The following is a 17,141-nucleotide window of genomic DNA, read 5'->3' as shown; positions in this document are numbered from 1 at the left end:
GTCGTTAACCTGAAGGAAATGGTTAACGCTCATTAACCGGTTGGAACACTGGTGAGGGGACCGCACGATGCACGAGGCACCGGTGCTGACGAGCGCGGCTGATCCCGCGTCGGAGGCCTGGCGGGCCAATGAACAAGCCCACCTCGCACTCGTCGAGGAGCTGCGCGCCAAGCTGGCCGCAGCCGCTCTCGGCGGCGGCGAGAAGGCGAGGGCGCGGCACACCGCGCGCGGCAAGCTGCTGCCGCGGGACCGGGTGGACACGCTGCTCGATCCGGGCTCGCCCTTCCTGGAGCTGGCCCCGCTCGCCGCCGACGGCCTGTACGACGGCCAGGCGCCGGCCGCCGGGGTGATCGCCGGGATCGGCCGGGTCAGCGGGCGCGAGTGCGTGATCGTCGCCAACGACGCCACCGTCAAGGGCGGCACGTACTACCCGATGACGGTGAAGAAGCACCTGCGGGCGCAGGAAGTCGCCCTGGAGAACCGGCTCCCCTGTCTCTACCTGGTCGACTCCGGCGGCGCCTTCCTGCCGATGCAGGACGAGGTGTTCCCGGACCGCGAGCACTTCGGGCGGATCTTCTACAACCAGGCCCGGATGTCCGGGGCCGGCATCCCGCAGATCGCCGCGGTCCTCGGCTCGTGCACGGCCGGCGGCGCCTACGTCCCGGCCATGAGCGACGAGGCCGTGATCGTCCGCAACCAGGGGACGATCTTCCTCGGCGGACCGCCGCTGGTGAAGGCGGCCACCGGTGAGGTCGTCACCGCCGAGGAGCTGGGCGGCGGCGAGGTGCACTCCCGCGTCTCCGGGGTCACCGACCACCTCGCCGAGGACGACGCGCACGCCCTGCAGATCGTGCGGAACATCGTCGCCACGCTGCCCGCGCGCCGTTCCCTGCCCTGGGAGGTCCAGCCGGCCGTCGAGCCGAAGGTGGACCCCCTCGGGCTGTACGGCGCCGTGCCCGTCGACTCCCGCACCCCCTACGACGTCCGCGAGATCATCGCCCGCGTGGTCGACGGCTCGCGCTTCGCCGAGTTCAAGAGCGAGTTCGGACAGACCCTGGTCACCGGCTTCGCCCGGATCCACGGCCACCCCGTCGGCATCGTCGCCAACAACGGCATCCTGTTCTCCGAGTCCGCCCAGAAGGGCGCCCACTTCATCGAGCTGTGCGACCAGCGCGGCATCCCGCTGGTGTTCCTGCAGAACATCTCCGGGTTCATGGTGGGCCGCGACTACGAGGCGGGCGGTATCGCCAAGCACGGCGCCAAGATGGTCACCGCCGTGGCCTGCACCCGGGTGCCCAAGCTGACCGTCGTGGTCGGCGGGTCCTACGGCGCGGGCAACTACTCCATGTGCGGCCGGGCCTACTCCCCGCGCTTCCTGTGGATGTGGCCCAACGCCAAGATCTCCGTCATGGGCGGCGAGCAGGCCGCCAGCGTCCTCGCCACGGTCAAGCGCGACCAGATGGAGGCCCGGGGAGAATCCTGGCCCGTCGAGGACGAGGATGCCTTCAAGGCGCCGATCCGCGCCCAGTACGAGCGCCAGGGCAACGCCTACTACGCCACCGCCCGCCTCTGGGACGACGGCGTCATCGACCCGCAGGACACCCGTCAGGTGCTGGGACTCGCCCTGACGGCCTGCGCCAACGCGCCACTGGGAGACCCCCAGTTCGGCGTCTTCCGGATGTGAGGAGGGGAACCGTGTTCGACACAGTGCTCGTGGCCAACCGTGGCGAGATCGCCGTACGCGTCATCCGTACGCTCCGCTCGCTGGGCGTGCGCTCGGTGGCGGTCTTCTCCGACGCCGACGCCGACGCGCGGCACGTCCGGGAGGCCGACACGGCCGTACGGATCGGCCCGGCGCCGGCCGCCGAGAGCTATCTGTCGGTGGAGCGGCTGCTGGAGGCCGCCGCCCGCACCGGCGCCCAGGCTGTCCATCCCGGTTACGGCTTCCTCGCCGAGAACGCGGGCTTCGCGCGTGCGTGCGAGGAGGCGGGGCTGGTCTTCATCGGCCCGCCGGCGGACGCGATCGCGCTCATGGGCGACAAGATCCGCGCCAAGGAGACCGTGAAGGCGGCCGGGGTGCCGGTCGTGCCGGGGTCGAGCGGCAGCGGGCTGTCCGACGCCCAGCTCGCCGAGGCCGCCCGGGAGATCGGGACGCCCGTGCTGCTCAAGCCGTCCGCCGGTGGCGGCGGCAAGGGCATGCGCCTGGTGCGGGACGTGGAGAAGCTGGGCGAGGAGATCGCCGCCGCCCGCCGCGAGGCCCGCGCCTCCTTCGGTGACGACACGCTCCTGGTGGAGCGGTGGATCGACCGCCCCCGGCACATCGAGATCCAGGTGCTGGCCGACGGCCACGGAAACGTCGTCCACCTCGGCGAACGCGAGTGCTCGCTGCAACGGCGGCACCAGAAGATCATCGAGGAGGCGCCGAGCGTGCTCCTCGACGAGGCGACGCGCGCGGCGATGGGCGAGGCGGCCGTGCAGGCGGCCCGCTCGTGCGGGTACCGGGGCGCGGGCACGGTGGAATTCATCGTGCCGGGCGGCGACCCGTCCCAGTACTACTTCATGGAGATGAACACCCGCCTGCAGGTGGAGCACCCCGTCACCGAACTCGTCACCGGGCTCGACCTGGTGGAGTGGCAGCTGCGGGTCGCCGCCGGGGAACCGCTGGGCTTCGCCCAGGAGGACGTGACGCTGACCGGGCACGCCGTCGAGGCCCGGATCTGCGCCGAGGACCCCACGCGCGGCTTCCTGCCGTCCGGCGGCACGGTGCTGCGGCTGCACGAACCCGAGGGCGACGGCGTCCGCACCGACTCCGGGCTCCACGAGGGCACCGAGGTGGGCAGCCTCTACGACCCGATGCTGTCCAAGGTGATCGCCTACGGCCCCGACCGGGCGACGGCGCTGCGCAAGCTCCGGGCGGCGCTCGCGGAGACCGTCACCCTCGGCGTGCCCACCAACGCGGGCTTCCTGCGCCGGCTGCTGGCCCACCCGGCCGTGGTGGCGGGAGAGCTGGACACCGGCCTGGTGGAGCGCGTGGTCGACGAACTGGTCGACACCCAGGTGCCGGAAGAGGTCTACGAGGCGGCGGCGGCCGTACGCCTGGAGGCGCTGAAGCCCGCCCCGCAGGGCTGGACGGACCCGTTCTCGGTACCGAGCGGCTGGCGGCTGGGCGGCACCCCGAAGGCGCCGGCCTTCCACCTGCGGCTGCAGGACCCGGTGACGTACACCCCGCGCGGCACCCACACCGTGACCGCCGACCGGGTCTGCGTGACCCTGGACGGCGTCCGGCACACCTTCCACCGCGCCGCCGACTGGCTCGGCCGCGACGGCGACGCCTGGCACGTGCGCGACCACGACCCGGTGGCCGCCTCGCTCAGCCGCTCGGCCCACGCGGGCGCCGACTCGCTCACCGCGCCCATGCCCGGCACGGTGACCGTCGTCAAGGTGGCCGTCGGTGACGAAGTGACCGCTGGACAGAGCCTGTTGGTGGTGGAGGCGATGAAGATGGAGCACGTGATCTCCGCCCCGCACGCCGGCACGGTGGCCGAGCTGGACGTGACACCGGGCACCACGGTCGCCATGGACCAGGTGCTGGCCGTCATCGCGCCGCACGACAAGGAAAAGGTGGCGTCACCATGAGCGCCGACGCACTGCCCATGGCCGTACCGGCCACGAATCTGCCCGCACGGGTGCGCATCCAGGAGGTGGGCGCGCGCGACGGGCTGCAGAACGAGAAGTCGCCCGTGCCGACGGCGGTGAAGGCGGAGTTCATCCGCCGGCTGGCCGAGGCGGGGCTGACCACGATCGAGGCGACGAGCCTCGTGCACCCCAAGTGGGTTCCGCAGCTCGCCGACGCCGAGGAGCTGTTCCCCCTGGTGCGCGACCTCGACGTGGAACTTCCGGTGCTGGTGCCCAACCAGCACGGCCTGGACCGGGCGCTCGCGCTCGGCGTGCGCAGCATCGTCGTGTTCGCCAGCGCCACGGAATCCTTCGCGAAGGCGAATCTCAACCGCTCGCTGGACGAGTCGCTGTCGGCGTTCGAACCGGTGGTGCGGCGGGCGAAGGACGCCGGCGTGCACGTGCGCAGCTATGTGTCGATGTGCTTCGGCGACCCCTGGGAGGGGGCGGTTCCCCTCCACCAGGTGACCCGTGTCTGCAAGGCGCTGCGGGAGATGGGCTGCGACGAGCTGGGCCTGGGCGACACCATCGGCGTCGGCACCCCGGGCCACGTGCGCGCACTGCTCCGCCTGCTCAACGAGGAGGGCATCGCCACCGACACCATCGGCGTGCACTTCCACGACACCTACGGCCAGGCGCTCGCGAACACCTACGCGGCTCTGGAGCACGGTGTGACGACCGTCGACTCCTCCGCCGGAGGCCTCGGCGGCTGCCCGTACGCCAAGTCCGCCACCGGCAATCTCGCCACCGAAGACCTCGTATGGATGCTGCACGGCCTCGGCATCGAGACAGGGGTCGACCTCGGCCGCCTGACCGCGACCAGCGTCTGGATGGCCGAAAAGCTGGGCCGCCCCAGCCCGTCCCGTACCGTCCGCGCTCTTTCCCACAAGGACCAGTGATCAGCATGGACCATCGCCTCAGCCCCGAGCTGGAGGAACTCCGCCGCACGGTGGAGGAGTTCGCGCACGACGTGGTGGCGCCGAAGATCGGCGACTTCTACGAGCGGCACGAGTTCCCGTACGAGATCGTCCGCGAGATGGGCCGCATGGGCTTGTTCGGGCTGCCCTTCCCGGAGGAGTACGGCGGCATGGGCGGCGACTACCTGGCCCTCGGTATCGCGCTGGAGGAACTGGCCCGGGTCGACTCGTCCGTGGCGATCACGCTGGAGGCGGGCGTGTCGCTGGGCGCGATGCCGATCCACCTCTTCGGCACCGACGAGCAGAAGCGCGAGTGGCTCCCCCGCCTGTGCTCCGGCGAAATCCTCGGCGCCTTCGGCCTGACGGAGCCGGAGGGCGGCAGCGACGCCGGGGCGACCCGCACCACGGCCCGCCTGGACCCGGACACCGACGAGTGGGTGATCAACGGCTCCAAGTGCTTCATCACCAACTCGGGCACGGACATCACGGGCCTGGTGACGGTCACGGCGGTCACGGGCCGCAAGCCGGACGGCAGGCCGCAGATCTCGGCGATCATCGTCCCGTCGGGCACGCCCGGCTTCACGGTCGCCGCGCCCTACTCGAAGGTCGGCTGGAACGCCTCGGACACCCGTGAGCTCTCCTTCCAGGACGTCCGCGTCCCCGCCGCCAACCTCCTGGGCGAGGAGGGCCGGGGCTACGCCCAGTTCCTGCGCATCCTGGACGAGGGCCGCATCGCGATCGCGGCGCTGGCCACCGGCCTGGCCCAGGGCTGCGTGGACGAGTCGGTCAAGTACGCGAAGGAACGTCACGCCTTCGGCCGTCCGATCGGCTCCAACCAGGCCATCCAGTTCAAGATCGCCGACATGGAGATGAAGGCCCACACGGCCCGCCTGGCCTGGCGCGACGCGGCCTACCGCCTGGTGGCGGGCGAGCCCTTCAAGAAGGAGGCGGCCATGGCCAAGCTGTACTCCTCCACGGTCGCCGTCGACAACGCCCGCGAGGCCACGCAGGTCCACGGCGGCTACGGCTTCATGAACGAGTACCCGGTGGCCCGTATGTGGCGCGACTCCAAGATCCTGGAGATCGGCGAGGGCACGAGCGAGGTCCAGCGGATGCTGATCGCCCGGGAGCTGGGGCTGGCGGGCTAGCCGAACCCCAGCAGTTGCAGCACCCTGCGGACCGCTTCCGTGACCGGGCGCCCCACCTCGCCGACCGTCTGGGCGATGGTGGACAGGGCGATCAGGGCACGGTAGCGGTCCTGCGGGGTGCGCGTGCCGTCGGCGAGCAGGGGCAGGTTCTCGTCGATGACCTGCACGGCCGCCTCCGGCACCTGCCCGCGCAACCGCGTGACCAGATCGACCAGTTGCCCGATCTGCTGATGGGCATCGGCCGACTGGTACTTGATCATGCCGATGTTGTGCGAACCATGGACGTTCACCTGGTCGCCGTAGTGGTACGAGTCTCCTGCGGTCACTTCTTCACCAGCCCCAGGTTGCCGAGCCCGCCGTACATGTTCACCTCGTCGCCGAAGTGGTAGTTCTTCGGGTTCACGTGGACCGACTGCACAAGGACCTGCAACTCGGCGTCCGGATGCTCGATGGCGTGGACGATGTCGTCGACCAGCTGCCGCAGCCGGCCCGCGTCGGCCAGCGTCACCACGGCCGTGGAGGCACTGGCGGTCTCGACGGCGAGGACGTGCTCGTCCGACGCGGTCAGGACCTGCATCATCCGTGCGAAGAACACGACCACCACCGCGAACGGGACGATCTCGAGGCCACTCGTGGAGTCGTTCCCCATGCCGCGCAGGGCGGCGAACGCCACGACCGCGATCCCTCCCCATTTCAGGAAGTCGAGGACGGCCTCCGCGCGCCTGGGTCTGAGGACGAACGTATGCACGCGTGTGACGTTGTGCAGCGGATAGGCGGCCTCCCCCACCCACAGCAGCCGCTTGCCGACCGAGAGCATGACGCCCGACTTCTGCGGCGACTTCTGCGGCGACTGCGGCGGCGGCGACTGCGGCGGCGGCTGCGGCGGCCGAGGCGGTATCGGCCCCAAGGACCCGTCTGTTGACACAGGCACCCCCCGTATACACGCGACCTGTCTGCCGCGTGCAGACCATTGAGCAGGCCGAAACCCGCTGAGCAAAGGGCAATTACGGCCATCACTCGCACACCCAGCCCCCGTCCAAGTTAGGTTAGGCTAACCTATGTTGAAGTTGGTTCGGCGGTCGTTTCGCCCCGTTTGAAAGCAGTCGCACCCATGCCCCATGCCCGTGCCACCCACCTCACTCGCCGCGGACTGCTCGCCGCGGGCGGCGTCCTCGGACTCGGTGCCGCGCTCACCGCCTGCGGCGACGGCAGGGCGGAGGACGAAAGCTCCGGCGGGGGCGGGAGGACGGCGCCGGGGAGGCGTGGGCCCTGGTCCTTCACGGACGACCGCGGTACGACCGTGAAGACGGACAGGGTCCCGGCGAACATCGTCGCCTTCACCGGTGTCGGCGCCGCGCTCTACGACTACGGCATCCAGGTCAAGGGCGTCTTCGGCCCGACCACGACCACCGGCGGCAGACCCGACGTCCAGGCCGGTGACATGGACGTCAGCAAGGTGACGGTCCTCGGCAACGCCTGGGGCCAGTTCAACATCGAGAAGTACGCGGCCCTCGCGCCCGACGTGCTCATCACGACGATGTTCGACCACGCCGGCAGCCTCTGGTACGTCCCCGAGGAGTCGAAGAAGCAGATCGGCCGCCTCGCGCCCGGCGTCGGCATCTCCGTCTACGACCGTCAGCTCACCCGGCCGCTGCAGCGCATGTGGGAGCTGGCCCGGTCGCTCGGCGCCGACATGAAGGCCGCCAGGGTGACGGACGCGAAGAAGCGGTTCGAGGACGCGGCGGCCCGGCTGCGTGCCGCCGCCAGGGCCAATCCCGGCATCAAGGTCATGGCCGGCTCCGCGAGCGACCAGCTCTTCTACGTCTCCGGCACCCACCTCTCCGTCGACCTGGAGTACTTCAAGGCCCTCGGCGTGACCTTCGTGGAGCCCCCGGAGAGCGCCAAGAGGCCGAACGGCGGCTGGTACGAGTCGCTGAGCTGGGAGAACGCCGACAGATACCCGGCCGACATCATCATGATGGACGACCGCTCCTCGACCCTCCAGCCCGCCGACATCACCAGGGCCACCTGGAAGAAACTCCCCGCGGTCAGGGCGGGCCAGGTCATCGCCCGCTCCCCCGAGCCGATCCTGTCGTACGACAAGTGCGTACCGCTGCTGACCAGCCTGGCCGAGGCCATCGAGAAGGCCAGGAAGGTCAGCTGACCCTCCCTCGGATTCCCGCGCCGCACCCTCATCAGGAGCGCACATGACGACGGCCGTGGCCGCCCCGTTCCGTTTCTTCTCCCTTCAGGTCGTACGGACGAGCCGGCTCGGCCCGTCTCTGGTCCGCATCACTTTCACCGGTGCCGGCCTGCACGCCCTCCGCTCGGACGGACGTGACCAGTCCCTCTCGCTCTTCCTGCCGCACCCGGGGCAGACCGAACCCGTCGTGCCGCTCGAGCTGGGCGACGGCTGGTGGCAGGGCTGGCGTGAACTCCCGGACGATGTCCGGGCGGTGATGCGTTCGTACACGCTGCGCGCCCTGCGCCGCGCCCCCGACGAGATCGACATCGACTTCGTCCTGCACGGCGTCGGGCCCGGTGCCCGTGTCCCCGCCGGACCCGCCTCCCGGTGGGCCTCCCGGGCCACCCCCGGCGACCACGTGCTGCTGCTCGGCCCGGCCGTCGCCGACAACCGCGCCATCCGCTTCCGCCCGCCCGGGGACGCCGGCCTCGTAGTGCTGTGGGGCGACGAGACCGCCGTCCCCGCCGCCGGCGCGATCCTGGAGTCCCTCCCGGCCGGCCTGCGCGTCCGCGCGTGGCTGGAGGTGCCGCACGCCCGTGACATCCAGGACGTGGCCACCGAGGCGGACGCGGAGATCACCTGGCTCGTACGGCACGACGGCGCTCCCACGGCCGTCGACGCCGTGCGAGCGGCCGAACCGCCCGCGGGCGAGCGGCCGTACGTGTGGATCGCGGGCGAGTCCGGGCGGGTCAAGGCGTTGCGCCGGTACTTCGTCGGCGAGTGCGGGGTCGACCGCCGGCGGGTCACCTTCGCCGGCTACTGGCGGCAGGGGATGACGGAGGAGGAGCTCCGCGAGGCGGGATGACCGACGGGGGGTCAGCGCTTCGGTCCTGCGTCAGTGCGACGGCCACGGCACCTGCGGCGAGTGGTAGTACGTGATCCCGAGCGCGTCCCAGCGCGGGCCCTGGCCGGCGAGGCGCACCTTGTAGGTGTTCCAGTCGTGCGTGGCCGCCGGGGACCAGCCCAGCTCGGCGGCTCCGGGCAGCCGCGGGAAGGCCATGTACTCGATGTCGGCGGACGTGGTGACGGTCTCGGACCACAGCGGCGCCTCGACGCCCCTGACGGCGGACGCCGGCGCGCCCGGCAGATAGGCGCCGGGGTTCCAGTCGTAGGACCGTTCCACCTCGACCAGGCCGGCCCAGTCCAGGCCCAGCCCGGTGCTGCTGGTGTACTTCATGTCCAGGTAGATCCGGTCGGCCGGGGACAGGATCAGCCCGGTGCCGTTCTGGGCGGCCCTGGCCACCTGGGCCTTCTCCGCCGCCGCGGTGCTGTCCAGGCCCCAGTACTGGGCGAGGGCGCCCTCGGCCGGGCGGGCGCCGGTCAGCTGGTGCCAGCCGATCACCGTCTTGCCGTACCTGGCGACGATCGGCTGCACCCGGTCCATGAACGTCACGTAGTCGGTGTGGCTGGTGGAGTGCGCCTCGTCGCCGCCGATGTGCAGATAGCGTCCGGGGGTGATCGCGGCCAGCTCCCTGACCACGTCGTCCACGAAGTCGTACGTGACCTGCTTGGGCACGCACAGCGAGCTGAAGCCGACCCGGGTGCCGGTGTAGAGAGGGGGCGCGACGCCGTCGCAGTTCAGGTCCGCGTAGGAGGCGAGCGCCGCTTCGGTGTGGCCGGGCATGTCCAGCTCGGGGACGACCTCCAGATAGCGGGAGGCGGCGTAGCGGACGATCTCCTGGTAGTCGGCCTTGGTGTAGTGGCCGCCCGGGCCGCCGCCGACCTCGGTGGAGCCGCCGTAGGTGGCCAGGCGCGGCCAAGAGTCGATCGCGATGCGCCAGCCCTGGTCGTCGCTGAGGTGCAGGTGCAGCTTGTTGATCTTGTAGAGGGCCAACTGGTCGATGTAGCGCTTGACCTGGGCGACCGTGAAGAAGTGCCGGGAGACGTCGAGCATGGCACCCCGGTAGGCGTAGCGGGGGCGGTCGACGATGATGCCGCCCGCGACGCGCCAGGGGCCGCTCTGGACGGTCTTCCTCTCGACGCGGGCCGGGAGCAGCTGGCGCAGGGTCTGGACACCGCGGAAGAGGCCGGCCGGCGTGCCGGCGGTGAGCCTGACACCCGTGGCCGTGCTGAGCATCCGGTAGCCCTCGGCGCCGTAGCCGCCGTGGGTGAGGTGGAGTTGGATGCCGCTCGCGCCCTGGCCGGTGAGGGGCAGCGGGTAGCCGGTGGAGGGCCGCAGGATGCCGGTGAGGTATTCGCCGATCGCGCGCACCTCCGGGGAGTCGTCGACGTGGACGCCGGTGGTCCTGGTGATGCGGTACGCAGGTCCGCCGGGGGTGACCGAGGCGGGCGCCGGGATCACCTGGTCCAGAGGGGTCGCGGAGGCGGGGCGCGGGGCGGCTCCGGCGGCGAGGGTGAACACGCCGGTCGCCGCGAGGAACAGCAGTGATCCGAGGATGCGGGGCGTTCGGGGAGTCGTGCCGTGGTTCCGCCTCACATGCGCTCCCTTCAGATGTGGTAGAGACCACTCTCCCGCAGCACAGGGAAACAATCCATGCCCGAGGACCTCATCCGGCAGACGGGGAGGCCCTGTTGGGCCGGATCGGCATGGACTCCCGGGCAAGGCCGCACGGGCGGCTGCCCGGAATCGGGCAGGATTCTTGCGAAACTCGCTCCCGTAGCCCAGGATCTACCGGGTGCACGACGAACTTGTTGATCATCTGGCGCAGTCCACGCCCCTTAGCCGGGGCGAGGCTCTGCGGGTGATCCAGGACGTGCTCGCGTACTTCGACGAGACGATCCAGGAGTTCGTCCGTCGCCGCCACCGCGAACTGCAGGCCCAGGGCCTGCAGAACGCGGAGATCTTCGAACGGATCGAGGCGGATCTGAAACACCGGGCGGTCGCACCGCCGGAGCTGACGCTCAGGCAGCTGCGCCGCATGGTCTACGGCTGAGGAATATCCATATATGTGCGGAATTGTCGGATACATCGGGAAGCGTGACGTGGCGCCGCTGCTCCTGGAGGGTCTGCAGCGCCTGGAGTACCGCGGCTACGACTCCGCGGGCATCGTCGTCACCTCGCCGAAGACGACCGGCCTGAAGATGGTCAAGGCCAAGGGCCGGGTGCGTGACCTGGAGGCCAAGGTCCCCGCCCGCTTCAAGGGCACCACCGGCATCGCGCACACCCGCTGGGCCACCCACGGCGCCCCCTCCGACGTCAACGCCCACCCGCACATGTCGGCCGACAACAAGGTCGCCGTCGTGCACAACGGCATCATCGACAACGCCTCCGACCTGCGCCGCAAGCTGGAGGCGGACGGCGTCGAGTTCCTCTCCGAGACCGACACCGAGGTCCTCACCCACCTGATCGCCCACTCGCAGGCCGAGAAGCTCGAGGACAAGGTCCGCGAGACGCTGCGCGTGGTGGAGGGCACGTACGGCATCGCGGTCATGCACGCCGACTTCCCCGACCGGATCGTGGTGGCCCGCAACGGCTCCCCGGTGGTCCTGGGCATCGGCGAGAAGGAGATGTTCGTCGCCTCCGACGTGGCCGCGCTGGTCGCCCACACGCGCCAGATAGTGACGCTGGACGACGGCGAGATGGCGACGCTGAAGGCCGACGACTTCCGCACCTACACCACCGAGGGCACCCGCACCACCGCCGAGCCCACCACCGTGGAGTGGGAGGCGGAGTCGTACGACATGGGCGGCCACGACACCTACATGCACAAGGAGATCCACGAGCAGGCGGACGCCGTGGACCGCGTGCTGCGCGGGCGCATCGACGAGCGCTTCTCCACCGTGCGCCTCGGCGGCCTCAACCTGGACGCCCGCGAGGCGCGCCGGATCCGCCGGGTGAAGATCCTCGGCTGCGGCACCTCGTACCACGCGGGCATGATCGGCGCCCAGATGATCGAGGAGCTGGCCCGCATCCCCGCCGACGCGGAGCCGGCCTCCGAGTTCCGCTACCGCAACGCGGTCGTGGACCCCGACACGCTGTATGTCGCCGTCTCCCAGTCCGGTGAGACGTACGACGTCCTCGCCGCCGTGCAGGAGCTCAAGCGCAAGGGCGCCCGCGTCCTCGGCGTGGTCAACGTGGTGGGCTCGGCGATCGCCCGCGAGGCGGACGGCGGCATCTACGTGCACGCCGGTCCCGAGGTCTGCGTGGTCTCCACCAAGTGCTTCACCAACACCACGGTCGCCTTCGCCCTCCTCGCGCTGCACCTCGGCCGCACCCGCGACCTCTCCGTGCGCGACGGGAAGCGGATCATCGAGGGCCTGCGCAGGCTGCCGGAGCAGATCACCGAGATCCTCAAGCAGGAGGAAGCGGTCCGGGAGCTGGCCGAGAGCTACGCCGACGCCCGCTCGATGCTGTTCATCGGCCGCGTCCGGGGCTACCCGGTGGCCCGCGAGGCCTCCCTCAAGCTCAAGGAGGTCTCCTACATCCATGCCGAGGCCTACCCCGCCTCCGAGCTGAAGCACGGCCCGCTGGCCCTCATCGAGCCCGCCCTGCCGACGGTGGCGATCGTCCCCGACGACGACCTGCTGGAGAAGAACCGCGCCGCCCTGGAGGAGATCAAGGCCCGCAGCGGCAAGATCCTCGCGGTGGCCCACCAGCACCAGGAGAAGGCCGACCAGACGATCGTCGTTCCCAAGAACGAGGACGAACTGGACCCGATCCTGATGGGCATCCCCCTCCAGCTCCTGGCGTACCACACGGCGAAGGCCCTGGGCAGGGACATCGACAAGCCGAGGAACCTCGCCAAGTCCGTGACGGTGGAGTGAGAAAACCTCAGACGTGAGAAGAGGACCCCCGCGTGTGCCACCCAGCACGCGGGGGTCCTTCGGTGCCGCCGCATATCAGCCGGTGGCCGTCACCCCCCGGCCGGCGGCACGCCTCGGCAGAACCGTCGGCCAGTGGGCCAGCGCGGCCGTCGCCGCGTACCAGGCCACCGCCCCGGAGGCGACGGCCGCCCAGCCCCCGGCCTTGGTCAGCGCGGAGCTGTCGGCGAAGGCGGCGACGCCCAGGACCAGCATCGCCAGGCACAGCAGCCCGTGCATCAGCTGCCCCAGGCTGTCCCCGCCCGCGAGGGTCAACGTGAGCGCCACGAGGGCGAACAGCAACAGGAAGAGCCCGGCGGCGTGGGCCGAGGAGTGGGCCGCGACGGCCCAGGTGAACCACAGGGCGCCGAGAGCCGCGAAGGCCGTGCCCGAGGCGCCGTCACCGCCACGGAAGGCCAGCAGGCCGACCAGGAACAGGGCGACTCCGCCCACGTAGTGCGCCAGTGACGTGGCATCGGACGCCGCCACGCCGTCGATCACACCGGTGGTGCCGAGCCCGAACGCCAACAGGGTTATCCCCAGGGCGAGTCGGCCGACCACGGTGGTGTTTCCGCTTCCCGCGAAGACTTCGTTGTCCACGGCGGGCTCCCTTCATGCAGGTGCTGTTGCGGGGTGACCGGTATATGCCCTTCACAAAGGCACAAACACCTCTACGCGCGAGTAGTTTCACGCTGTACAAAGGGAGTTGGGGGTCGGGCAGTCAGGAAGCCCGGTGATCAGGGAATGACGATCACGGGCCGCTGCGCCCGCTTGGCGAGCCGCCCGGCGACGGAGCCGAAGATGCGTCCGACGACCCCGTGCGTGGACCCGACGACGATCGCGTCGGCCTCGTACTCCTTGCCGACCTCTTCCAGCTCGTGGCAGATGTCGCCGCCGCGCTCGACCAGGATCCAGGGCACCTCGGCGAGGTAGTCCGCGCAGGCGAGCTCGAGGCCGAGCACCTCGGTGCGGTGGTCCGGGACGTCCACGAACACGGGCGGCTCACAGCCCGCCCACACGGTGGTGGGCAGCCGGTTGGCCACATGGACGATGATCAGGCCCGAGCCGGAGCGGTGGGCCATGCCGATGGCGTAGGCGAGGGCGCGTTCACTGGAGGTGGACCCGTCGAAGCCGACGACGACACCGTGCCGGAAGGCGGGATCGCAGGGAGGGCGTGACTCTTCCGCCGACAGGGGCTGCGCCGCCGTGGGATCGGCGACCGGCCGCTTGCGGTCCGCGGGGTCGAAGAATTCGTGACCGGCCATGGCTGTCTCGGCGTTGTGATCCTTGATCGGGTTCGGGACGACAGGGTGCGGAGCTGTGTCCGGGAAACATCTTCCCAAGCCCATACCCCAAGGGTACGGCGGCACGCCTCCGTAGCCCAGATTCCGCGCACGCTCCGTGAGCGGCCCCCCGGAATCCCGTAGGGGTCCACCGGAGCATGCACGAGCGGCGCCCGTAACGCAATGGTTGCTGCCCCGTACAGGCGGTTTGCACGGAATTCACAGGTGCGCGGCCGGTGACCGAGTGATCGAACGCGCGTTGAACCCGGTGAGCCATCCCCACAGGGAGTGCCGGACACCCGTAGCGCGACCCCCCGACGAGCCCCTCCCCGCACCCGGCCCCGGGAGCGAAGTGATCGGCCGGGCGGCCTCCATCTGCACACCCGTCCCCGTGATCCTCGTCCCGTACGGCACCTCACCGGCCGGCGGCGTGGGCGCGGCGCCCGGCCTCCCGGCCGTCGCCGCCGTCGACCGGATCCCGCTCCGGCGTTCCGAGGGTTGCGCGACGCAAAGAGGCGGACGTCACACCAAAGGGCTGATACCGGTCGACTGACCGGTTTTTGCGCTCCTGAACGCTCGTTTTCGGCCAACTTCTGGATGCCCCCTGAGAGGGGGTCCAACCGCCCCCCAACCCCCGTTCCACCTGCACGGTAAGGGTCCGGGCGACCCTGTCCACCCTACGCGGATTGGCCACTGCGACGAGGCGCACTTCCCTGCACGCCCCACGAGTGCAACCCTTCGTGATCGAATGCTTCACGCCAAGTTGTCATGTCGACAATGCACCGCGTGTGGAACTGGTCACCGCAAAAGCGCGGGAACCAGTAGATTCGATCTTGACTTTCTTTACGGCGGGGGACTGGTGCAGGACCGAGGGGAAACGTGCAGGAGCGACACAACCGAGGAGCCGCGACCACCGAGGGGGGCTTAGCACTGATGAGCCACGACTCCACTGCCGCGCCGGAAGCAGCGGCCCGGAAGCTTTCCGGGCGACGCCGCAAGGAGATCGTCGCGGTGATGCTGTTCAGCGGCGGCCCCATCTTCGAGAGTTCCATACCGCTGTCGGTGTTCGGGATCGACCGCCAGGACGCAGGCGTACCGCGCTACCGACTGCTGGTGTGCGCGGGCGAAGAAGGCGCGCTGCGCACCACGGGCGGGCTGGAACTCACCGCGCCACATGGCCTGGAGGCGATCTCACGGGCCGGGACGGTCGTCGTACCGGCCTGGCGCTCGATCACCTCGCCGCCACCGGAGGAGGCGCTCGACGCACTGCGCCGAGCCCACGAGGAGGGCGCCCGCATCGTCGGGCTGTGCACCGGCGCCTTCGTACTCGCGGCGGCCGGACTGCTGGACGGCCGCCCGGCGACGACCCACTGGATGTACGCACCGACGCTGGCCAAGCGCTACCCGTCGGTGCACGTGGATCCGCGCGAGCTGTTCGTCGACGACGGCGACGTGCTCACGTCGGCCGGTACGGCCGCCGGGATCGACCTGTGTCTGCACATCGTGCGGACGGACCACGGCAGCGAGGCGGCCGGCGCGCTCGCCCGGCGCCTGGTGGTCCCCCCGCGCCGCAGCGGCGGGCAGGAGCGCTACCTCGACAGGTCTTTACCCGAGGAGATCGGCGCCGACCCGCTCGCCGAGGTCGTCGCCTGGGCTCTGGAGCACCTCCACGAGCAGTTCGACGTGGAGACGCTGGCGGCACGCGCCTACATGAGCCGCCGTACGTTCGACCGCCGGTTCCGCTCGCTGACCGGCAGTGCGCCGCTGCAGTGGCTGATCACCCAGCGGGTGCTGCAGGCGCAGCGGCTGCTGGAGACGTCGGACTACTCCGTGGACGAGGTCGCCGGCCGGTGCGGATTCCGCTCGCCGGTCGCGCTGCGCGGGCACTTCCGCCGCCAGCTCGGCTCCTCCCCCGCCGCCTATCGGGCCGCCTACCGGGCCCGCCGGCCGCAGGGCGACAAGCCGGGTGACCCGGAGCCGCCCATGCACCTGTCCGGCCCGTCCGGCGCCCCGGTCGGGCTGTCCGGTCCGGGACCGGTGGGCCACGCGCACTCCGTTCTGCACCCGGAGAACGGGGTGCCGATGCAGAGCCGCCGGACGCCCGCGGGCGCGGTGAGCCTGCTGCCGGGCCCGAGGCACGGCGGCTGAACCGGCGGACCGGCGATCCGAGGGGGCGGGCCCACACCCGCCCCCTCGGCGTTTGCGGTGCCGGTCAGCAGGACCGGGGGCATCCCAAAAGCCGACGTCAGCTTTAGGGTGGTCGCATGAACGATCGCATGGTGTGGATCGACTGCGAGATGACCGGCCTCTCGCTGTCCGACGACGCTCTCATCGAGGTGGCCGCCCTCGTCACCGACTCCGAGCTGAACGTGCTGGGTGAGGGGGTGGACATCGTCATCCGCCCGCCGGACTCGGCGCTGGAGACGATGCCGGAGGTGGTACGGCAGATGCACACCACGTCCGGGCTGCTGGACGAGCTGGCCGGCGGCACCACACTGGCCGACGCCGAGGAGCAGGTCCTCGCCTATGTCCGGGAGCACGTCAAGGAGCCCGGCAAGGCCCCGCTGTGCGGCAACTCCGTCGGCACCGACCGCGGCTTCCTGCTGCGCGACATGCCGACCCTCGAGGACTACCTGCACTACCGGATCGTGGACGTCTCCTCCATCAAGGAGCTGGCCCGCCGCTGGTACCCGAGGGCGTACTTCAACAGCCCGGAGAAGAACGGCAACCACCGCGCCCTCGCCGACATCCGCGAGTCCATCGCCGAACTGCGCTACTACCGGGAAGCCGTCTTCGTCCCCCAGCCGGGCCCCGACTCCGACACCGCGAAGGCGATCGCCGCCAAGCACGTCCTGCCCGCTCCGTAAGGTCCGCAGGTCCGTCCGGATGCACCACACGAAAACCCGTGCGCGAGCACCCCTTCGGACCCTGTAGACTTCTTCTCGGCCGGTCGGGGAAACGACAAGTTCAACCGCCGGTCGTGGTGGGTGTAGCTCAGCTGGTAGAGCACCTGGTTGTGGTCCAGGATGTCGCGGGTTCGAGTCCCGTCACTCACCCTGAATGATCAGCCGGTGACTCCGTCGAAAGACGGGTCACCGGCTGTTCGCGTTTC

15 protein-coding genes and 1 tRNA gene are annotated in these 17,141 nt (G+C 70.6%); 11 read left to right on the top strand and 5 right to left on the bottom strand.

The window, feature by feature from the left end; genetic code table 11:
* The first annotated feature begins 67 nt into the window (after positions 1-67).
* Genes K7G59_RS08935 through K7G59_RS08920 form a run of 4 tightly spaced genes read left to right on the top strand, consistent with a single transcriptional unit; the run spans position 68 to position 5,740 of the window.
* Complete coding sequence (locus tag K7G59_RS08935; RefSeq protein WP_225831952.1) at positions 68-1,684, top strand: carboxyl transferase domain-containing protein; 1,617 nt, start codon at positions 68-70, stop codon at positions 1,682-1,684.
* Positions 1,685-1,695: 11 nt separating this feature from the next.
* Positions 1,696-3,636 (top strand): acetyl/propionyl/methylcrotonyl-CoA carboxylase subunit alpha, encoded by a 1,941-nt coding sequence (locus K7G59_RS08930; RefSeq protein ID WP_225831950.1) that lies wholly within the window; start codon positions 1,696-1,698, stop codon positions 3,634-3,636.
* The gene (locus K7G59_RS08925) at positions 3,633-4,574 is read left to right on the top strand and encodes a hydroxymethylglutaryl-CoA lyase (protein ID WP_225831948.1); all 942 of its coding nucleotides are present in this window, start codon (positions 3,633-3,635) and stop codon (positions 4,572-4,574) included. Before K7G59_RS08930 ends, K7G59_RS08925 begins: the two co-directional genes overlap by 4 nt.
* A 5-nt stretch (positions 4,575-4,579) precedes the next feature.
* The gene (locus K7G59_RS08920; RefSeq protein WP_225831946.1) at positions 4,580-5,740 is read left to right on the top strand and encodes an acyl-CoA dehydrogenase family protein; all 1,161 of its coding nucleotides are present in this window, start codon (positions 4,580-4,582) and stop codon (positions 5,738-5,740) included.
* On the opposite strand, the gene K7G59_RS08915 is transcribed toward K7G59_RS08920, so the two are convergent.
* Both K7G59_RS08915 and K7G59_RS08910 read right to left on the bottom strand, forming a co-directional pair.
* Complete coding sequence (locus tag K7G59_RS08915; RefSeq protein ID WP_225831944.1) at positions 5,737-6,066, bottom strand: hypothetical protein; 330 nt, start codon at positions 6,064-6,066, stop codon at positions 5,737-5,739. The genes K7G59_RS08920 and K7G59_RS08915 overlap by 4 nt on opposite strands.
* Positions 6,063-6,557, bottom strand: a complete 495-nt coding sequence (locus K7G59_RS08910; protein ID WP_225831941.1) for a DUF6232 family protein — start codon at positions 6,555-6,557, stop codon at positions 6,063-6,065. The genes K7G59_RS08915 and K7G59_RS08910 overlap by 4 nt, the downstream gene beginning before the upstream one ends.
* 294 nt (positions 6,558-6,851) lie before the next feature.
* On the opposite strand from K7G59_RS08910, the gene K7G59_RS08905 reads away from it, so the two are divergent.
* Together K7G59_RS08905 and K7G59_RS08900 are read left to right on the top strand one after the other, a co-directional pair.
* A complete protein-coding gene (locus tag K7G59_RS08905; protein WP_225831939.1) occupies positions 6,852-7,904 on the top strand; it encodes an ABC transporter substrate-binding protein in 1,053 nt (350 codons plus the stop codon).
* Positions 7,905-7,947: 43 nt separating this feature from the next.
* Positions 7,948-8,790 (top strand): siderophore-interacting protein, encoded by an 843-nt coding sequence (locus K7G59_RS08900; RefSeq protein WP_225831937.1) that lies wholly within the window; start codon positions 7,948-7,950, stop codon positions 8,788-8,790.
* Positions 8,791-8,820: 30 nt separating this feature from the next.
* Here the strand turns inward: K7G59_RS08900 and K7G59_RS08895 are convergent, their stop codons facing one another.
* Positions 8,821-10,422 carry a beta-N-acetylhexosaminidase gene (locus K7G59_RS08895; protein ID WP_225831935.1) on the bottom strand — a complete coding sequence of 534 codons (1,602 nt, stop codon included), beginning with the start codon at positions 10,420-10,422 and terminating at the stop codon, positions 8,821-8,823.
* Positions 10,423-10,621: 199 nt separating this feature from the next.
* On the opposite strand from K7G59_RS08895, the gene K7G59_RS08890 reads away from it, so the two are divergent.
* Both K7G59_RS08890 and glmS read left to right on the top strand, forming a co-directional pair.
* Positions 10,622-10,879 carry a hypothetical protein gene (locus tag K7G59_RS08890; RefSeq protein ID WP_225831932.1) on the top strand — a complete coding sequence of 86 codons (258 nt, stop codon included), beginning with the start codon at positions 10,622-10,624 and terminating at the stop codon, positions 10,877-10,879.
* Between the two features lie 13 nt (positions 10,880-10,892).
* Complete coding sequence (gene glmS, locus K7G59_RS08885) at positions 10,893-12,710, top strand: glutamine--fructose-6-phosphate transaminase (isomerizing) (protein ID WP_225831930.1); 1,818 nt, start codon at positions 10,893-10,895, stop codon at positions 12,708-12,710.
* Between the two features lie 75 nt (positions 12,711-12,785).
* Here glmS and K7G59_RS08880 read toward each other — a convergent pair whose 3' ends face one another.
* Both K7G59_RS08880 and K7G59_RS08875 read right to left on the bottom strand, forming a co-directional pair.
* On the bottom strand, positions 12,786-13,346 hold the full coding sequence (locus K7G59_RS08880) for a GPR1/FUN34/YaaH family transporter (protein ID WP_225831929.1): 561 nt from the start codon (positions 13,344-13,346) through the stop codon (positions 12,786-12,788).
* A 137-nt stretch (positions 13,347-13,483) separates the two neighbouring features.
* The gene (locus tag K7G59_RS08875; RefSeq protein ID WP_225832266.1) at positions 13,484-14,011 is read right to left on the bottom strand and encodes a universal stress protein; all 528 of its coding nucleotides are present in this window, start codon (positions 14,009-14,011) and stop codon (positions 13,484-13,486) included.
* 951 nt (positions 14,012-14,962) lie between these two features.
* Here K7G59_RS08875 and K7G59_RS08870 point away from each other — a divergent pair.
* The 3 genes from K7G59_RS08870 (at position 14,963) to K7G59_RS08860 (ending at position 17,085) form a co-directional block, all read left to right on the top strand.
* The gene (locus tag K7G59_RS08870; RefSeq protein ID WP_225831927.1) at positions 14,963-16,177 is read left to right on the top strand and encodes a helix-turn-helix domain-containing protein; all 1,215 of its coding nucleotides are present in this window, start codon (positions 14,963-14,965) and stop codon (positions 16,175-16,177) included.
* Between the two features lie 116 nt (positions 16,178-16,293).
* Entirely contained in the window at positions 16,294-16,896 is a 603-nt protein-coding gene (orn, locus tag K7G59_RS08865; RefSeq protein WP_225831925.1) for an oligoribonuclease, read from the top strand.
* A gap of 116 nt (positions 16,897-17,012) precedes the next feature.
* Positions 17,013-17,085: transfer RNA gene (locus K7G59_RS08860), tRNA-His, on the top strand.
* Positions 17,086-17,141 lie beyond the last annotated feature (56 nt).

The sequence above is a fragment of the Streptomyces sp. NK08204 genome (assembly GCF_020400585.1).
Taxonomy (GTDB): domain Bacteria; phylum Actinomycetota; class Actinomycetes; order Streptomycetales; family Streptomycetaceae; genus Streptomyces.
This window is presented reverse-complemented; position numbering and strand designations above follow the sequence as displayed.

What these genes read in the sequence shown, in the direction of transcription:
- K7G59_RS08900 (WP_225831937.1), top strand. Translation starts at nt 7,948, where the DNA reads ATGACGACGGCCGTGGCCGCCCCGTTCCGTTTCTTCTCCCTTCAGGTC.
- K7G59_RS08870 (WP_225831927.1), top strand. Translation starts at nt 14,963, where the DNA reads ATGAGCCACGACTCCACTGCCGCGCCGGAAGCAGCGGCCCGGAAGCTT.
- glmS (WP_225831930.1), top strand. Translation starts at nt 10,893, where the DNA reads ATGTGCGGAATTGTCGGATACATCGGGAAGCGTGACGTGGCGCCGCTG.
- K7G59_RS08910 (WP_225831941.1), bottom strand. Translation starts at nt 6,557, where the DNA reads ATGCTCTCGGTCGGCAAGCGGCTGCTGTGGGTGGGGGAGGCCGCCTAT.
- K7G59_RS08905 (WP_225831939.1), top strand. Translation starts at nt 6,852, where the DNA reads ATGCCCCATGCCCGTGCCACCCACCTCACTCGCCGCGGACTGCTCGCC.
- K7G59_RS08925 (WP_225831948.1), top strand. Translation starts at nt 3,633, where the DNA reads ATGAGCGCCGACGCACTGCCCATGGCCGTACCGGCCACGAATCTGCCC.
- K7G59_RS08875 (WP_225832266.1), bottom strand. Translation starts at nt 14,011, where the DNA reads ATGGCCGGTCACGAATTCTTCGACCCCGCGGACCGCAAGCGGCCGGTC.
- K7G59_RS08920 (WP_225831946.1), top strand. Translation starts at nt 4,580, where the DNA reads ATGGACCATCGCCTCAGCCCCGAGCTGGAGGAACTCCGCCGCACGGTG.
- K7G59_RS08935 (WP_225831952.1), top strand. Translation starts at nt 68, where the DNA reads ATGCACGAGGCACCGGTGCTGACGAGCGCGGCTGATCCCGCGTCGGAG.
- orn (WP_225831925.1), top strand. Translation starts at nt 16,294, where the DNA reads ATGAACGATCGCATGGTGTGGATCGACTGCGAGATGACCGGCCTCTCG.